Annotated in this window: 13 protein-coding genes; 11 read left to right on the top strand and 2 right to left on the bottom strand. The window is 70.3% G+C overall.

What is annotated here, in order from left to right:
• Positions 1-17: 17 nt before the first annotated feature.
• Positions 18-2,777, top strand: a complete 2,760-nt coding sequence (locus MUY22_RS28065) for an amino acid adenylation domain-containing protein (protein WP_247049402.1) — start codon at positions 18-20, stop codon at positions 2,775-2,777.
• A gap of 523 nt (positions 2,778-3,300) precedes the next feature.
• Here MUY22_RS28065 and MUY22_RS28060 read toward each other — a convergent pair.
• Complete coding sequence (locus MUY22_RS28060; RefSeq protein ID WP_247049400.1) at positions 3,301-4,503, bottom strand: glycosyltransferase; 1,203 nt, start codon at positions 4,501-4,503, stop codon at positions 3,301-3,303.
• 163 nt (positions 4,504-4,666) lie between these two features.
• Here MUY22_RS28060 and MUY22_RS28055 point away from each other — a divergent pair, with 163 nt between their 5' ends.
• From MUY22_RS28055 to MUY22_RS28045, 3 genes are all read left to right on the top strand, one after another.
• The gene (locus tag MUY22_RS28055) at positions 4,667-5,371 is read left to right on the top strand and encodes a hypothetical protein (RefSeq protein ID WP_247049398.1); all 705 of its coding nucleotides are present in this window, start codon (positions 4,667-4,669) and stop codon (positions 5,369-5,371) included.
• Positions 5,372-5,958: 587 nt separating this feature from the next.
• Positions 5,959-6,306, top strand: coding sequence for a hypothetical protein (locus MUY22_RS28050; RefSeq protein ID WP_247049396.1), 348 nt, complete (start codon positions 5,959-5,961; stop codon positions 6,304-6,306).
• Positions 6,307-6,329: 23 nt separating this feature from the next.
• The gene (locus MUY22_RS28045; protein ID WP_371827492.1) at positions 6,330-9,257 is read left to right on the top strand and encodes a helix-turn-helix domain-containing protein; all 2,928 of its coding nucleotides are present in this window, start codon (positions 6,330-6,332) and stop codon (positions 9,255-9,257) included.
• A 22-nt stretch (positions 9,258-9,279) separates the two neighbouring features.
• Here MUY22_RS28045 and MUY22_RS28040 read toward each other — a convergent pair whose 3' ends face one another.
• Entirely contained in the window at positions 9,280-9,510 is a 231-nt protein-coding gene (locus MUY22_RS28040) for a hypothetical protein (protein ID WP_247049392.1), read from the bottom strand.
• Positions 9,511-9,691: 181 nt separating this feature from the next.
• Between MUY22_RS28040 and MUY22_RS28035 the strand changes: the two genes are divergently transcribed.
• From MUY22_RS28035 to MUY22_RS28005, 7 genes are all read left to right on the top strand, one after another.
• Positions 9,692-10,291 carry a hypothetical protein gene (locus tag MUY22_RS28035; RefSeq protein WP_247049390.1) on the top strand — a complete coding sequence of 200 codons (600 nt, stop codon included), beginning with the start codon at positions 9,692-9,694 and terminating at the stop codon, positions 10,289-10,291.
• 155 nt (positions 10,292-10,446) lie between these two features.
• Positions 10,447-11,208 carry a 3-oxoacyl-ACP reductase FabG gene (fabG, locus tag MUY22_RS28030; protein ID WP_247049388.1) on the top strand — a complete coding sequence of 254 codons (762 nt, stop codon included), beginning with the start codon at positions 10,447-10,449 and terminating at the stop codon, positions 11,206-11,208.
• Positions 11,209-11,213: 5 nt separating this feature from the next.
• Positions 11,214-11,666 carry a MaoC family dehydratase gene (locus MUY22_RS28025; protein ID WP_247049386.1) on the top strand — a complete coding sequence of 151 codons (453 nt, stop codon included), beginning with the start codon at positions 11,214-11,216 and terminating at the stop codon, positions 11,664-11,666.
• Positions 11,667-11,816: 150 nt separating this feature from the next.
• Positions 11,817-12,839 (top strand): phosphotransferase family protein, encoded by a 1,023-nt coding sequence (locus MUY22_RS28020; RefSeq protein WP_247049384.1) that lies wholly within the window; start codon positions 11,817-11,819, stop codon positions 12,837-12,839.
• Positions 12,839-14,062: an acyl-CoA dehydrogenase family protein gene (locus MUY22_RS28015; protein WP_247049382.1), complete on the top strand. Its 1,224-nt coding sequence runs from the start codon at positions 12,839-12,841 to the stop codon at positions 14,060-14,062. The genes MUY22_RS28020 and MUY22_RS28015 overlap by 1 nt, the downstream gene beginning before the upstream one ends.
• Entirely contained in the window at positions 14,059-15,243 is a 1,185-nt protein-coding gene (locus MUY22_RS28010) for an acyl-CoA dehydrogenase family protein (RefSeq protein WP_247049380.1), read from the top strand. Before MUY22_RS28015 ends, MUY22_RS28010 begins: the two co-directional genes overlap by 4 nt.
• Positions 15,240-16,331, top strand: a complete 1,092-nt coding sequence (locus tag MUY22_RS28005; protein WP_247049379.1) for an acyl-CoA dehydrogenase family protein — start codon at positions 15,240-15,242, stop codon at positions 16,329-16,331. Before MUY22_RS28010 ends, MUY22_RS28005 begins: the two co-directional genes overlap by 4 nt.
• Positions 16,332-16,345 lie beyond the last annotated feature (14 nt).

The raw sequence follows: 16,345 nt of genomic DNA, 5'->3' as shown, positions 1-16,345 counted from the left end.
CTCCCAGGAGGGTTTCCTTGTCCAGTAAGGCATCCCGGTCGCCCCGGGCATCGTGTCACGCCCTGCGGGTCCGCCTCCCCCACCCGCCGGCCGACGCGGAACCCGCGTTCCGGGCCGCCGCGACGACGTGGTGGCCGGCCCACCCGCCCCGGCTGTGGCTGGACCCGGTCCCGGCGCCCGCCGGTTCTCCCGCGGCGGACCGCCGGCTCCACGCCGAACTGCACCGGCCGATCGAGCCGGGCGGCCCGGTACTGCGCGCCGTGTGCCTGGTCTACGCGGACGGATCGGCCGACCTGGTGCTCGTCGCCCGCCGGCAGGCGCTGGACCTGACGTCGCTACGGCTCATCGCCGACGTCGTCACGGGCACCCGCGCGGCCGCGGGCATCTCACTGTCGGCACCCTCCGTCGACACCGACTGGGATGACGGCGAAACCGCCTGGGCCACCTCGGATCCGCGGGCGGGTGACCGCAGTGGCCAGGTGGACGTCACGCTCGGCGAGGAGGACTCCGCCGCGGTACCGGCACTGGTCGTCGCGGCGGGCCTGGTGCTCAGCCGGTACACCGGGCGCACGACGCAGGAAATCCTGCTGTGCGCCCCGGAACCGGACCGCCCGACCGCGGCTCTCGGCGCGTTCGACCGCTTTTCGGTGCCATCACTGGACTTCTCTGGCGAGTCGACCCTCGGCGAGCTGGCGAACCCAGCAGCGCGGCCTGCCGGTCAGGCCGTCGCGATCCTCGCGAATGGACAGATCGCCGACGGGTACGTCGCCTGCCAGGCCCCGCTGTGCCCTCTGACGCTAGTCCCCCACACAACCGCCGGTCAGCTGACCGTGACCGTCCACCACCGGCTGGCGGACGTCGACGACGCCTCGGCCGAACGGTTCGCCACCCACCTCGCCCGGGTCTACGCCCAGGTGCTCGCGAGTGCTCCGGAACGCGACCCACGGGACCTCGACCTCGTCGACGACGTGGAGGCCGCCGCCCTGGCCGCACTCGGCCGTCCGTCCCGGGAGCCCGACTGGCACCCGGAGCGCATCGAGCGTGTCTTCGCCCGCCGGGTGGCCGAGCGACCGGCCGCGACCGCCGTGTCCTGCGAAGCCGAATCCCTGACCTACGAACAACTCGACGACCGGTCCACCCGCCTCGCCGCGGGCCTCGTCGCGCACGGGGTGCGCCCCGGCGACCGGGTGGGCGTCTGCCTCGACCGGGGGCTGGACCTGGTGGCCACGCTGCTCGCCGTGCTCAAGGCGGACGCGGTCTACGTGCCGATGGATCCGGCCCACCCCCGGGACCGCCTCGCCTACACCGTCGCGGACGCCGACCTGCGGCTCGTGGTGGCCGCGACCGCTGAACTCCCGGCGAGCGACGTCGAGTGGGTGTCACCGGCAGCGCTTTCCCTTGGTACCGGGGAACTTCCGGCTCCGGCGCGCAGTGCGGACGACGCCGCGTACGTGATCTACACGTCCGGCTCCACCGGCCGCCCGAAAGGCGTGGTGGTGCCGCACCGCAACGTGCCGGCGCTGCTGGCCGCCACCACCGGCGACTTCGGGCTCGGCCCGGACGACGTCTGGACGCTGTTCCACTCGAGCGCGTTCGACTTCTCCGTCTGGGAGATCTGGGGCGCGCTGCTCACCGGCGGGCACCTCGTCGTGGTGCCGTACTGGGTCTCGCGGTCCCCGGCCGAGTTCCGCGCGCTGCTCGTGTCACGGCGGGTCACCGTCCTCAGCCAGACGCCGTCGGCGTTCGCCCAGCTGATGGCCGCCGACCGGGCGCCGCTCGCGCCGTTGCCGCTGCGGCTGGTCGTGTTCGGCGGCGAAGCGCTGGATCCCGCCCCGCTGCGCGGGTGGTTCGACCGCTACCCCGAGAACCGGTGCCGGCTGGTGAACATGTTCGGCATCACCGAAACGACGGTGCACGTCACAGCGCAGACGATCACCCGCCGCGAAGCACTTTCCGGCTCCCGGTCGGTAGGTCCCGCACTGCCGGGCTGGCACCTCTACGTACTGGACGAACGCGGCCGTCCCCTACCGATCGGCGTCCCCGGCGAGATCCACGTGGGCGGCGCCGGGGTAGCCATGGGCTACCTCGGCCGACCGGCCCTGACGGCAGCGCGGTTCCTGCCCGACCCGTTCACGGGCGGCCGCATGTACCGCAGCGGCGACCGAGGCCGCCTGCTGCCCGACGGCCGCCTGGAACACCTAGGCCGGCTGGACGACCAGGTCAAGATCCGCGGCTTCCGCATAGAACCCGGCGAAGTCCGCGGCGTACTCCGCCAGTGCCCAGGCGTGCACGACGCCGCGGTGGTAGTCGGCGGCCGCGACGCGGGTGACACCGCGGCACTGCGCCTGGACGCCTACGTGGTAACCGACGGCACCACAACAACCGCAATCCGCCGATGGGCGGCAAAACTCCTCCCGGAGCACATGCTCCCGGCCACGATCACGGTGCTACCCCAGCTACCCCTCACCACAAACGGCAAGTTCGACACGGCAGCCGTCCCTGCCCCGGAGTTCGCCCACAACTCCACCTCCGACCGCCCAGACAACGCCGACGACGACGTCGACCCGGTCATGCTGAAGATCTGGGCAGAGGTGCTGGGCAAACCGGTAGAACCGGACGACGACTTCTTCAGCCTGGGCGGCAACTCGCTGTACGCAGTCCGCTTGGACGCCGCGATGCAACAGCAAGGCTTGCCCGCCTTGCCGTTGCGCGAGCTGTACCTGAACCCGACCATCCGCAAGCTGACGCACGCCCTGAAACCCAACGGCGGCCACTGACCGCCCGCCAAGCCGGCGTTTCGATACCGGCCTGTATAAGCCGCCGGCGGTCATGCTCGTGGCACAGCCCGCTCTAAGGACCCAAGGCGGTGGCCTGAGCGCCTGAGCGTAGCGGTCGGCGGACTTCGTCGTCGTCCATACCTGACGACGTCGGCCGCGGCTTGACCGTGGTCCGCACCGAAGCCCCGCTGAGCCGCCCGCCGAGTCCCCGCGCACGAGACTCGCCGCGACGTGATGGCGGCGCCGGAGCGGATAGCAGCGGGTCTGCTCCCAGAGGTGCCCCGAGCAAATCCGCCAATCCGAGACCGGCGTCTTTCAACGCTTGGATGTCGACAGCGAAACCGTTCGGCGAGATCCTCACGGGTGGCGGCACCGACCCTGCGAGCCCGCCCACGCAGGCAGGGCTCCCATTGCCACCTCTGCTGCAGCGCCCGGCTCGCGCGAACGGCACCAGCCGGCGGTCACGCGGACGGCCTGAACATCCCCGCTGCAGGCCTTGATCCGGTGAAACCGGCCGCTTCGCTCACCGGATGGTGTCGATCAGCAGGCTCGCGGCCACTTTCGCGCCGTCGGCGCGCATCCGGGTGCTCAGTGCCGTGGCCCGCGCCCGGGTCTCGGGGGCGAGGGCGGTCTCCAGCGCGGCGTCCAGGGACGTTCTGGTCGCGGTCCGGCCGTCGAGTGCCGCGCCGACCTCCAGCGCCGCCACCCGGCCGGCCCAGTACGGGTTGTCCGCCAGCTGGACGGGCACCACGACCTGCGGCACGCCCGCCCGGGCCGCGGTCGCCGTCGTGCCCGCGCCGCCGTGGTGGACCACCGCGGCCACGAGGCCGAACAGGCGCTGCTGGTTGACCTCGCCGACGGCGAAGCAGTCGTCCCGGCCGTCGGCCAGGTCCAGATCCGCCCAGCCGCGGGCGACGAGCACGCGGCGTCCGCGGGCGCGGGCCGCCGCCACGGCCCACGCGGCGATGTCCGGCGACGGCCGGATGCTGCCGAAGCCCACGTAGACCGGCGGCGCGCCCGCGTCGAGGAACGTCTCCAAACCGGCCGGGAGCGGGCGTTCGTCGGACTGGCTCCAGGCGCCCGTCTGGACGACGTCGATCCCCGGGGTCTCCGGCCACGGACCCAAGGCCGGATCCGCGGCCAGCCACGGCCGGCCGGTGTAGACGTGGGCGCGCACGTCGTCCACCGGGGGCAGGCCGAGGGCCGCGCGATGGCCGTTGAGCGGCTCGCGGAACTGCTCGTTCACCCTGCGGGCGTCCTCGTCCCACCGCGCCGGGTTGTCGTCGCCGGCGGGCTCCGGCCAGCCCGGCCGCGGCGGCGGCGCGTGGTGCGGCGAGGGAAGGTTGACCGCGGCGTAGGTCACGTACACGTAAGGGATCCCCGCGGCCTCGGCCACGGACCGCGCGCCGACCTGCGCCAGGCCGGCCACCACCAGCGCGTCGCACCCCTCCGCCGCCGCCGGGAGGATGCCGAACTGCGCGTCGACCAGCTCGGTCCGGTACCGCGCCAGCTCCGCCGCCGACGGCGGTGTCGCGCGCATCAGCTCGCGCACGGGCGGTCCGATCGGCACCAGGTGCACGCCCAGGCCGGCCAGCCGCTCGGCGAACTCTTCGTCGGGTGGAGCGCACAGCCGCACCTCGACGCCGTGCGCCCGAAGCTGCACCGCGAGCGCGACCAGCGGTTCGACGTCACCACGCGTCCCGTAGGTGGACAACAGCACCCGCATTCGCGCCCTCTTCCGTTCCGCTGGCCGCCGGCCACGGCCGGATGTGCGGCAGCAGCTTACGGCGCGAGTCGATCACCGCGCCCTCTCGCCGGGGGCCGTCCCCGGCTGGCTACGGTCGGGTGCGCAACGTTTCCGATCGTCCCCACGACCCGAGGGCCACGCGATGCACGGTTCGGACCGACCCCGCCCCGACGTTTCGATCATCCTGCCCTGCGCCGGGGTCGGGTCGCGCTTCGGCGCGCCCTACCCGAAGGAGCTGCACTGCCTGGCTCCCGGCGTCACGGTGCTCGACCGCAGCCTGGAGACCGCCGTCGAGCTGGCCGGAAGCGGGCTCACGGTGCGCGTGGTGGTCGTGTTCCGGCCCCACAAGCTGGACACGGTGCGGTACCTCGCGCGGTACGCCGGGATCTTCCAGCTCGTTTTCGTCTACCAGGACGAATCGTTCGCACCGGCGCTCGACGGAGCGATCCGGTCCGCCCTGCCGATGACGGCGGGACCGGTGGTCCTCATGCTGCCTGACATCGTTGTCTCCGGCGCCGGCAGCGCCGGCGTGCTCCTCACCGCACTGCAGCGGACAGCGGCGGCGGGGTGGGCCGCGGTGGCCGTCGAAGAGCGGGATCCCGAGACGCTGCGGCAAATGGGCGCCCTGACCGTCGCCGAACGGGACGGCGCCGTGACCATCGAGGCGGCCGCGGAGAAGCCCGCGGATCCCACCGGCTACAACGCGTGCTGGGGCATCGTGACGGTCACCGAAGAGCAAGCACACCGATTGCCGGACGTGGTGCGCAAGGAGACGGCCAGCCCACTGACCGGCGCGGCGGCCCTCATGGTGGAGCGAATCGTCAACTACAACACCGCCGCCGGCTGACCGCAGGCCGACGAGCGGCCGTTCACGGTGTCACGGGCGGGTTTCGACCTTCAGCTCGCTGACGGTCACCTGCACGGCCGACTCGTTCTGAGCAAGTCGGACTCGACGCTGCCATCCACGCTCCGAATCCACTGACGGGCCTCCTCCGACAGCCGCTCGCACGTCGACCGTGACGCCCTCGGAAGGCAACTGCAGCCACACCGGCAACGCCGTTGGTCACCATCCCTCAAGCTCCAACGAGCCAGGTGAACAGCGCCATCACACGGTCCACTGTGTCATCCGCCGACGACGACGCGACGATCTGCTCTCCCGGTACGCACGGGCCATCGGAGAACCTGCGTGCCCGTCCAGCCAGGTCCTTCCCCAGCACCTGCACCTCGGCCGGATCCTCGCCCCGCGCCAATCCCGCAACACCTGCCGGTCAGGACATCACCACCCAAGCCGGCCCGCGGAGCCTGACGCTCTCCAACTTGGACAACTCTGTACCCCGACGGGTTACCGAAGGTCAGAACGATCGCCCACTGACTGTCGACGCAACCAGGGGGCTTGGCGGTGCAGTTCGCCAAGTCCACGTGATCTTGCGGATCGTGCCGGTCACGGTGACGATTACCCGCTTCGCCCCGCCCTGCGTCGACACCACCACCTGGCGGTGGAAGACCTGGACCGTCGTCGTACTCCACCCCACGGTCCGAGCAGGGGGAAACACCACGCCAGGCGGCGCGGCCGAGGCGACACCGGTCGTCGTGGCGGCAATGGCCGCCATCGTCGCAAGGGGCACTCCCAGCCGAGTAGCGGGTCGCAACACACCGTTCCTTTCAACGGAGCGGGCAGCGCCGCGGCGATTCGCGACGCACGTTTACCGGTGTAGTGCGGACGGGTTGTCCGGCGCCGGAGCCTGGACGCCGGACATCAACACCCGGACAATCGGCAACTGACTCGGGGAGGGGTTGGACAAGCCATGCCACGTGCAGAGCGACCGTTGGATCCGGATGGCTCGGTTCTCACGCAGTTCGCCGCTGACCTGCGAAAACTTCGAGAAGCAGCGGGTGGACCGCCATATCGGGATCTGGCTCGGCTAGCGCACTTCTCGTCGACGACGTTGTCCGACGCCGCAGGCGGTCGCCGGCTGCCCAGCCTGGCGGTCACGCTGGCGTACGTCACAGCCTGCGACGGCGACCGGGCCGAGTGGCAACGTCGGTGGCACGCGGTCTCCGCCGAGCTGAACGACCTCGAACTCGAACACGCCGACCAGGCTGCCGCCACAGCGCCCTACGTCGGCCTGGCCGCGTACCGCTCTTCGGACGCCGGACGGTTCTTCGGGCGCGAGCGATTGGTCGACGACCTCGTCGCCCGGCTTCGGCGGCAGCGTTTCCTCGCCGTGTTCGGGCCCTCCGGAGCAGGCAAATCGTCCGCGTTGCGCGCAGGACTCGTCCCGGCTCTGGAGGAGATGGACAGTGCCGGGCCGATCGTTCTGTTCACCCCCGGCGCGCACCCGATGGGAGAACTCGCGCTCCGGCTCGCTCCGCTCGTGGGCACCACTGCGTCGGAGATCGAGACCGAGTTGTCCGGTGGGCCTCATGCTCTGCGAGCGTTCGGCAACCAACTGCTGCTCGACTTGCCTCCCACGGCGGAGAACGTGATCATCGTCGACCAGTTCGAGGAGGTCTTCACGCTGTGCGACAGTCATGAGCACCGAGCCGCGTTCCTGGACCTACTGCTCTCTGCGGCATCTCCCGGATCGCGGTGCCGGATCGTGCTCGGTGTGCGTGCCGACTTCTATGCCCACGTCGCCCAGCACGAAGGCCTGGTCACGGCTCTGCGGGACGCTCAGGTCACCGTCGGGCCGATGACCGCTGAAGAACTTCGCCGGGCGATCACCCGCCCCGCGACCGATACCGGCTGCGCGGTCGAGAGCGACCTGCTGAGCGTGCTGATCGCCCATACCCACGGCCAAGCCGGCGCCTTGCCGCTGCTGTCACACGCGTTGCGCGAGACGTGGCGCCGCCGCAAGGGCAACACGCTGACCCTCGCGGGGTTCCAAGCCACCGGCGGCCTGGACGGTGCGCTCGTGCGCACCGCCGAAACCGTGTTCAGCGGGCTGACGATTCCCCAGCAGCACCTCACCCAGCAGCTGCTCAAGCGCCTGGTCGTCCTGGGCGAGGCCACCGAGGACACCAAGCGCCGGATTCCCCGCGCCGAACTCGAGGACGATGACGACACCGCCGCCGTTCTGCAGGTTCTCGGTGACGCACGACTGCTGACATTGGACCGGGACACCGTCGAGATCACCCACGAAGCGCTCATCGGCTCGTGGCCACGACTGCAACGGTGGCTCAACGCCGATCGCGAAGGGCATCGCATCCACCGCGAACTCGCCGACGGCGCCATCGACTGGGAAGCCCACGGCCGAGACCCTGCCTCCCTGCTCAGGGGCAATCGCCTGACCCTCGTCGCCGACCGGATGCAGCCGAGCGAGGAGCTGACATCCCGGGAGCGCGCCTTTCTCGCCGCTTCGCTCTCCGCTCGTGACCGAGAGCAATCGGCGAGCCGGCGACGGATCCGACGCCAGCGAGCGCTGATCGCCGCACTGGCCGTCATCGCTCTCGCGGCTTCGGCCATGCTGGTCTTCGCCCTCAACGCACAGCGCGACGCCACCCGGCAGCGCAACACCGCACTGGCACTGCGCGCGGCCACCGCCGCGACCGATCTCCTCACCCGCGACCCGAAGCTGGCCGCCCAGATAGCTCTCGCCGCCTATCGCCTGCTGCCATCCCGAGAGACCGAGGAAGCGGTCATCAGCACTGCGGCGATCGCACACGGCAGTCAGCTCACACAATCCAGGGCAGAAATCTCGAACGACTCCCGGGTGATCATCTCCGCAGACAGTGCCGCACACACGACGACAATATACACGTTAGACGACAAGGGGATCACCAAAACGACCACTGTTCAAAACTCTGGAGCACCTAAAGATGTAACAATAAGCCCCGATGGCCGGCTTTTCGCCGTGCCAGTCGCGGGAAATATTATGGAACTGTGGAAATTCGGCACCCCGGGCGACCATCCGGTACTGACGTCCACCCTCAAGCGTGCGTCCGAAGTACGGTCTTGGACCCCGGACGGCCGGTTCGCCCTCATCGGCAACACTCCTGAGTACCCGCCCGGCCCGCCCGGCTCGCCAGTGGTCTACCCGGACAGTCCCGCGATCTGGGACCTCACGGATCCGACCGTTCCGGTTCGCGACAGGACCGTCGACGGCGACGGAAAATTCGTCGGCAATTCGCATACGCTGGCGATGGCGCCTCCACTGGAGGTCGTCGACGGCGTGCAAGCCATCGAACTCGAGACCTTCGATCGGTCTCAACCGACTCGGAGGCCATGGCTGATCGGTGATCAGAACTGGTCTTTCATGGAAATGCAGTTCCTGCACAGTGGCACTACCGCACTTCTGTCCCAAACCACGGGCGTCGGAAAGTTTGCGGTCGCCAAGTGGGACATCTCAAACAAGGAAAAGCCGGTTCGACTCGGGAAGTTCATCTTTCCCGACGGGGGCTTTATGGTAGACGCGAGGAGCGATCTGACCCCGGATCGAATTGTCATCACCAAAAACGGCACTCTCGCCATCTGGGACGTCGCGGACATCATCCACCCGAAATTGGTCTCGACGATAATGACGGATGGCGCTCAAGCCGAGTCGTTTCGACTCACTCCCGACGGAACAGCCCTGTTGGGCGTCGTGATTTTGGGCGGTAACAGACACTCCGTGGTGCGCTGGGAATTCGATCCGGGCAAAGCATCCGCGAACGTCTGCGCAAGCGGGGACACATTCCCGCAAGTCATGTGGGACCAGTACTTTCCAGCGTTACCCTACAACCCACCCTGCTGACACGAACAAACCAGTTGATCCGTTACGCACAGCCAAGATCCGGGACGCGCTCGCCCTGCACGCTGAAGTCGGACCCGTTGCGGAGTATCGCACCGGCCGACGGCCAGGCCTCGGCGCTCGCATCAAGCACTTCCGCGCGAAGGTCCGGCTCTCGCAACGCGAACTGGGCGAGCGCGCCGGCCTGAGCATCGACGTCGTCCGGAAACTCGAGCCGGGCATCGACCTCAACCTGGCGCGTGACGGTGAACCGCACCACGTTGTTCCTGGTAGCGCTGACGCTGGTTGATCTTCACCGACGGGACCCGTCGGATCGTGTCCAGCCGGGGAGGGCTGGCGGGCCCCGTGGCTCTGGAGCGGGCAGGATGTGGGTGCGGGGAGTTCGAGACGTTCGTGCGTGGTGAAGGCGTTCACCTGCCCGTGTACCCGGGGTGGCGGTGGACTCTGCTGCGCGGGTTGCGTGGCGAGCGGACCGGGGTGAGCAGACCGAGGCGGCCCGGTTGTTCTGGGCGGGGCACCCGGAGGCGGAGGCGGTGCTGGCGCGGTGGCGGCGGCTGGGCACGTTCGGTGAGCTGCCGACGTTGTTCACCGACTACCGGCTGCTGGCCGACAATCCGCGGAGCACGGTCACGCCCGGCCCCCGCTACCGTGACCGCCCGGAGGAGGAGCCCGTGGCCCGGGTCGTGGGGATCCACAACCTGGCGTTGCGTGCCGGGGTGACCGAGGAGGTGTTCGACCGTTTCATCGCCGAGAACCACCACCGGATCGACGATTACCCGGACTGGCGGTTCCACGTGCTCAAGGGAAGCGGCTGGCCTCGTTCTCGGGCTCGCCGCAGATCTACACGGACTACCTCGCCGTCGCGGAGAACCCGGCGTAGACCCGCACGACCGGACGGGCCCAGGATCACCAGCCCACAGCTTCAGCACTTCGGCGGCCCCCATTCACCACGCACGCGTCGCCGCCGTCGTGACCACCTCGACGCGCAGGCGAGCCGTACCGGGCCGGCGCCTTGGGAGGCCACCAGGTGGGTGTGACGCAAGCCACCGACCGGGTTCGACCAGGCGAGAGGGCGAAAACCTGCGTACGTTGAGTGCGAAATAGCGGGCGCTGTCCGTAGCCTCGGTGACCGACTGCTTAGTAGGCTCGCGAGCGGCAACCAACCCGCTTCTCAACGACGAGGAGGTCCTCCGTGACCGATTCCCCTTCCCGTGTCGCCGTGGTCACCGGGGCCGGCCGTGGCATCGGGGCCGCTGTCGCCGCCCGGCTGGCCGCTGACGGCTTCGCCGTCGGGCTGCTCGACCTGGACGAGGCCGGCGTCAAGCAGGGTGCCGACGCGATCGTCGCCGATGGTGGCAAGGCCGTCGGCGTGACGCTCGACGTCAGTGACGCCGAACAGGTCGACGCCGCCGTCGCGCGGGTGGCCGAGGAGCTCGGCGCGCCGACCGTGCTGATCAACAACGCCGGCATCACCCGCGACAACCTCATCTTCAAGATGACCGAGCAGGACTGGGACTCCGTGCTCGGCGTCCACCTCAAGGGCTCGTTCCTGATGACCCGCGCGGTCCAGAAGCACATGACGGCGGAGAAGTGGGGCCGGATCGTCAACCTGTCCAGCACCTCGGCGCTCGGCAACCGCGGCCAGGTCAACTACTCCGCGGCCAAGGCCGGCATGCAGGGCTTCACCAAGACCCTCGCGATCGAGCTGGGCAAGTTCAACGTCACGGCGAACGCGATCGCCCCGGGCTTCATCGCCACCGACATGACGGCGGCGACGGCCGAGCGGATCGGCATGTCGTTCGACGACTTCAAGGCGGCCGCCGCGTCGCAGATCCCGGTGCAGCGCGTCGGCACGCCGGACGACATCGCCAACCTGGCGTCGTTCCTGGTGAGCGACGGCGCCGGGTTCATCTCGGGCCAGGTCATCTACGTCGCCGGCGGACCGAAGGACTGAGGCGGATGCGCGAATTCGACAACCTCGACGCCTTCGCCGCCGCGGTCGGCGAGCACCTCGGCTACAGCGAGTGGCACACGATCACCCAGGACCGGGTGAACAAGTTCGCCGACGCCACCGACGACCACCAGTGGATCCACGTCGACGAGGCGATGGCGGCCGCGGGTCCGTTCGGCGGCACCATCGCCCACGGCTTCCTGACGCTCTCGCTGCTCTCGGCGTTCGGCCCGAAGATCTACAAGGTCAACGGCATCAAGATGGGCATCAACTACGGCCTCAACAAGGTCCGCTTCCCGCAGCCGGTGAAGGTCGGCTCGAAGGTGCGGGCCGGGGCCGAGCTGGTCGAGATCACCGACATCGAGGGCGGCAAGCAGGCGGTGTCGCGGTGGACCGTGGAGATCGAGGGTGCGGCGAAGCCCGCGTGCGTCGCCGAATGGGTGACGCGCTTCCTCGCGTGACGCCCACCCAAGCGCAGCTTTCCCTGTGAAAGTGACGTCCGAAGGGCCCCTGGACGTATCTTTCCTAGGGAAAGTGCCGCTTCACCGGGTCTACCTTGCACCATACCGACTGGTCGGTATCATCGCCGGAAAGAAGCTTGAGGAGGCTGGATGAGCACCGATCCGCCGGGTCTCGACCTGGGCCGGCTGCGCGCCCACCTGGACGCGCAGCGGCCCGGGCTGGTCGCCGGGGAGCTGACCGCGGACGTCGTCGAAGGCGGCCGGTCGAACCTCACCTACGTGGTGGGCGACGGCCGGTCGCGCTGGGTGGTGCGCCGCCCGCCGCTCGGGCACGTGCTGCCCACGGCGCACGACATGACCCGCGAGTTCCGGGTGATCTCCGGGCTGCGCGACACGCGCGTCCCGGTGCCCGAGGCGCTCCTGCTGTGCGAGGACCCCGACGTCATCGGGGCGAGCTTCTACGTCATGAGCTTCGTCGAGGGCACGCCCTACCGGACGGCCGACGAGCTGGCCGCGCTCGGCGCCGGACGCACCCGGGCCATCGCCGACGCGCTCGTCGACACGCTCGTCGACCTGCACGCGGTGGACCCGGTCGCGGCCGGGCTGGGCGACTTCGGCCGGCCGGAGGGCTTCCTGGAGCGGCAGCTGCGGCGGTGGAAGAAGCAGCTCGACGCCTCGCGCAGCCGCGACCTGCCGGGCATCGAGGAGCTGCACGAGCGGCTCGCCGAAGCCGTGCCGGTGTCCGGGAAGCCGTCGATCATCCACGGCGACTACCGGCTCGACAACGTCCTCGTCGACGGCGCCGACGAGATCTCCGCCGTCCTCGACTGGGAGATGTCGACGCTGGGCGACCCGCTGACCGACCTCGCGCTGCTGGTGGCCTACGCCGAGCGGGACAAGGTGTCGCTGCAGTTCGTGTCGAACGCCAGCTCGGCGCCCGGCTACCCGAGCACCGACGAGGTCGTCGCCCGCTACGCCGAACGCTCGGGGCGCGACGTCTCGCAGCTCAATTGGTACGTCAGCTTCGCCTTCTTCAAGCTGGCCGTGATCCTGGAAGGCATCTACTACCGCTACCAAAAGGGCCAGACGGTCGGGGCGGGCTTCGAAGGCGTCGGCGCCGGCGTCCCGCTGCTCATCTCGCACGGCAACGAGATTCTCACCGAGGAGAAGTAATGGACTTCGCGTTCGACGCCAAGACCGAGGAGCTGCGCGCGAAGCTCCTCGAGTTCATGGATTCCCACGTCTACCCGGCCGAGGCCGTGTTCGAGCGGCAGCTGGCCGAGCGCGACGACCCGTGGGCCATGCCGCCGGTCGTCGAGGAGCTCAAGGCCGAGGCGCGCAAGCGCGGGCTGTGGAACTTCTTCCTGCCCGGCGACCACGGCGCGGGCCTGACGAACCTGCAGTACGCGCCGCTCGCCGAGATCACCGGCCGCAGCATCCGGCTGGCCCCGACCGCGGTCAACTGCGCCGCGCCCGACACCGGGAACATGGAAGTCCTGGCCATGTTCGGCAACGACGACCAGAAGAAGCAGTGGCTGGAGCCGTTGCTGAACGGCGAGATCCGCTCCGCGTTCGCGATGACCGAGCCGGACGTCGCCTCCTCCGACGCCCGCAACATCGAGACGAGCATCCGCCGCGACGGCGACGAGTACGTGATCAACGGCCGCAAGTGGTACATCTCCGGCGCGATGAACCCGGCCTGCAAGATCTTCATCGTGATGGGCAAGACCGACACCGAAGCCGCGCCGCACAAGCAGCAGAGCATGATCCTGGTCCCCCGCGACGCCCCGGGCCTGACGGTCAAGCGCGGCATGCACGTCTTCGGCTACGACGACAGCGACCACGGCGGCCACGCCGAGGTGCTGTTCGAGGACGTCCGCGTGCCGGTCGAGAACCTCATCGCCGGCGAGGGTGACGGCTTCGCCATCGCCCAGGCGCGGCTCGGACCGGGCCGGATCCACCACTGCATGCGCGCCATCGGGATGGCCGAGCGCGCGCTGGAGCTGATGTGCCGCCGCGCGATCTCGCGCGAGGCGTTCGGCAAGCCGATCGCGCAGCAGGGTGTCGTGCAGGACTGGATCGCCGAGTCGCGCGTGAAGATCGAGCAGCAGCGGCTGCTGGTGCTCAAGACCGCGTGGCTGATGGACACCGTCGGCAACCAGGGCGCGCACACCGAGATCCAGGCGATCAAGATCTCGACGCCGTCCGCCGTGGAGTGGATCCTGGACAAGGCCGTGCAGGTGCACGGCGCCGGGGGCGTCAGCCAGGACTTCCCGCTGGCCGCGATGTGGGCGGGCAACCGCACGCTGCGCCTGGCCGACGGGCCGGACGAGGTCCACAAGCGGTCCCTGGCCCGCCGTGAGCTGAAGAAGTACCTGTCGGAGGGCGCGAAGTGACTGTCACCGCCGAAGAACTGACCGGCCAGGTCCGCGAGTTCCTGGCCGCGCACGACCCGAAGACCACGGACCGGATGGACTTCCTGCGGGCCCGCTACGACGCGGGCCTCGCCTGGATCCACTTCCCCGCCGGGCTCGGCGGGCAGGACGCGCCGCGCGCGCTGCAGTCCGTTGTGGACGGTCTCTTCGTCGACGCCGGCGCACCGGACAACAACCCGCGCCGGATCGGCATCGGCCTCGGCATGGCCGCGCCGACCATCCTCGCCTTCGGCACGCCGGAGCAGCGCGAGCGCTTCCTGCGTCCACTGTGGACCGGCGACGAGGTGTGGTGCCAGCTGTTCAGCGAGCCGGGCGCCGGCTCCGACCTGGCCGCGCTGGGCACCCGCGCGGTGCGCGACGGCGACGACTGGATCGTCACCGGCCAGAAGGTGTGGACGTCGGGCGCGCACGAGTCGCAGTGGGCGATCCTGGTCACCCGCACCGACCCGGACGTGCCGAAGCACCAGGGCATGACGTACTTCATGTGCGACATGAAGGCGCCGGGCGTCGAGGTCCGGCCGCTGCGCCAGATCACCGGCGAGGCCGAGTTCAACGAGGTCTTCCTGACCGAGGTCCGCATCCCGGACACGCAGCGCCTCGGCGCCGTCGGCGAGGGCTGGAAGGTCGCGCAGACCACGCTGATGAACGAGCGCGTCGCGATCGGCGGGCACGTGCAGCCGCGCGAGGGCGGGCTGGTCGGGATCGTCGCCAAGACCTGGCGCGAACGTCCCGAGCTGCGCACGCCGGAGCTGCGTGACCGGCTCGTGCAGCGCTGGGTCGAGGCGGAGTCGCTGCGGCTGGCCGGCACCCGGCTGCGTCAGCAGCTCACCGCGGGCGCGCCCGGCCCCGAGGGCTCGGCCATGAAGGTCGCGTTCTCGGAGCTGAACCAGGCGCTCACCGGCCTGGAGGTCGAGCTGCTCGGCGAAGAGGGCCTGGCCTACGACGACTGGTCGTTCCGGCGCCCGGCGATCGTCGACTTCACCGGCCGCGAGGCGGGCTACCGCTACCTGCGCGCCAAGGGGAACTCCATCGAGGGCGGCACCTCGGAGGTCCTGCGCAACATCATCGCCGAGCGCGTGCTGGGTCTCCCGTCGGAGCCGCGCGTCGACAAGGACGTCGCCTGGAAGGACCTCCCCCGATGACCGACCTGCTCTATTCAGACGTCGAGGAAGACCTGCGGGCCAGCGTCCGGGACCTGCTCAAGGACAAGGCCGACGCCGCGGCGGTGCTCGCGCGGATCGAGACGGCCGAGGGCTACGACCTGAAGCTGTGGCGCACCCTGGCCGCCGACCTCGGCGTCGCCGGGCTGGCGGTGCCGGAGGAGCGCGGCGGGCACGGCGCGTCGGCCCGCGAGGTCGCGGTCGTGGCCGAGGAGCTGGGCCGCAGTGTCGCGCCGGTGCCGTTCCTCGGCAGCGTCGTGCTGGCGACGACGGCGTTGCTGCACACCGACGACGGCGAGTTCGTCGGCCGGCTGGCCGCGGGCGAGGCGATCGGCGCGCTGGCCGTGCCGCTGTCGACGACGCCGGGGGCGGGTTTCCCGTCGTCGGTGACCGCGGCCGACGGGTCGTTGACCGGGCGGGTCGGCTCGGTCGCCGACGCGTCGGTGGCGGACCTGCTGGTCGTCCCGGCCGCCGGCCCGGACGGGCCCGCGCTGTACGTCGTCGAGGCGTCGGCGGCGACGATCACGGAGCTGGTCTCCTTCGACCTGACGCGGCGGGTGGCCGACGTCGTGCTGGAGAACGCGCCGGCGGTCCTGGTGGCCTCGGGCGAGCAGGCGGCGGGCGCGCTGGAGCAGGCGTTGCTCGCCGGCGCGGGCATCCTGGCGTCGGAGCAGACCGGGATCGCCGAGTGGGCGCTCACCGAGACGGTGCGCTACCTCAAGGGCCGGTACCAGTTCGGCCGGCCGGTCGGCGGGTTCCAGTCGCTCAAGCACCGGCTGGCGAACCTGTACACGGACCTGGTGCTGGCCCGCGCGACCGCGCGCAACGCGGCGGACGCGCTGGCCTCGGGCGTCGACGTGCCGATCGCGGTGTCGGTCGCCCAGGCCCGCAACGCGCCGATCGCGGTCAAGGCCACCGAAGAGGCGATCCAGCTGCACGGCGGGATCGGGATGACCTGGGAACACCCGGCGCACCTCTACCTCAAGCGCGCCAAGGCCGACGAGCTCGCGCTCGGCACCCCGGGTCGCCACCGCGCCCGCCTGGCCGACCTGGTCGACCTGCCCGCGTAAGGCACCCCCGAAGT

Origin of the sequence: Amycolatopsis sp. WQ 127309 (assembly GCF_023023025.1) — a bacterium.
Lineage (GTDB): Bacteria > Actinomycetota > Actinomycetes > Mycobacteriales > Pseudonocardiaceae > Amycolatopsis.
Note: the sequence above shows the minus strand (reverse complement) of the source record. Positions and strands in the feature narration are given on the sequence as shown.

Bases quoted from the DNA above. Each gene is read 5' to 3' on its own strand.
- MUY22_RS28060 (WP_247049400.1), bottom strand. From the start codon at position 4,503: ATGCGGGTGCTGTTGTCCACCTACGGGACGCGTGGTGACGTCGAACCG.
- MUY22_RS28055 (WP_247049398.1), top strand. From the start codon at position 4,667: ATGCACGGTTCGGACCGACCCCGCCCCGACGTTTCGATCATCCTGCCC.
- MUY22_RS28045 (WP_371827492.1), top strand. From the start codon at position 6,330: ATGCCACGTGCAGAGCGACCGTTGGATCCGGATGGCTCGGTTCTCACG.
- MUY22_RS28025 (WP_247049386.1), top strand. From the start codon at position 11,214: ATGCGCGAATTCGACAACCTCGACGCCTTCGCCGCCGCGGTCGGCGAG.
- MUY22_RS28020 (WP_247049384.1), top strand. From the start codon at position 11,817: ATGAGCACCGATCCGCCGGGTCTCGACCTGGGCCGGCTGCGCGCCCAC.
- MUY22_RS28015 (WP_247049382.1), top strand. From the start codon at position 12,839: ATGGACTTCGCGTTCGACGCCAAGACCGAGGAGCTGCGCGCGAAGCTC.
- MUY22_RS28005 (WP_247049379.1), top strand. From the start codon at position 15,240: ATGACCGACCTGCTCTATTCAGACGTCGAGGAAGACCTGCGGGCCAGC.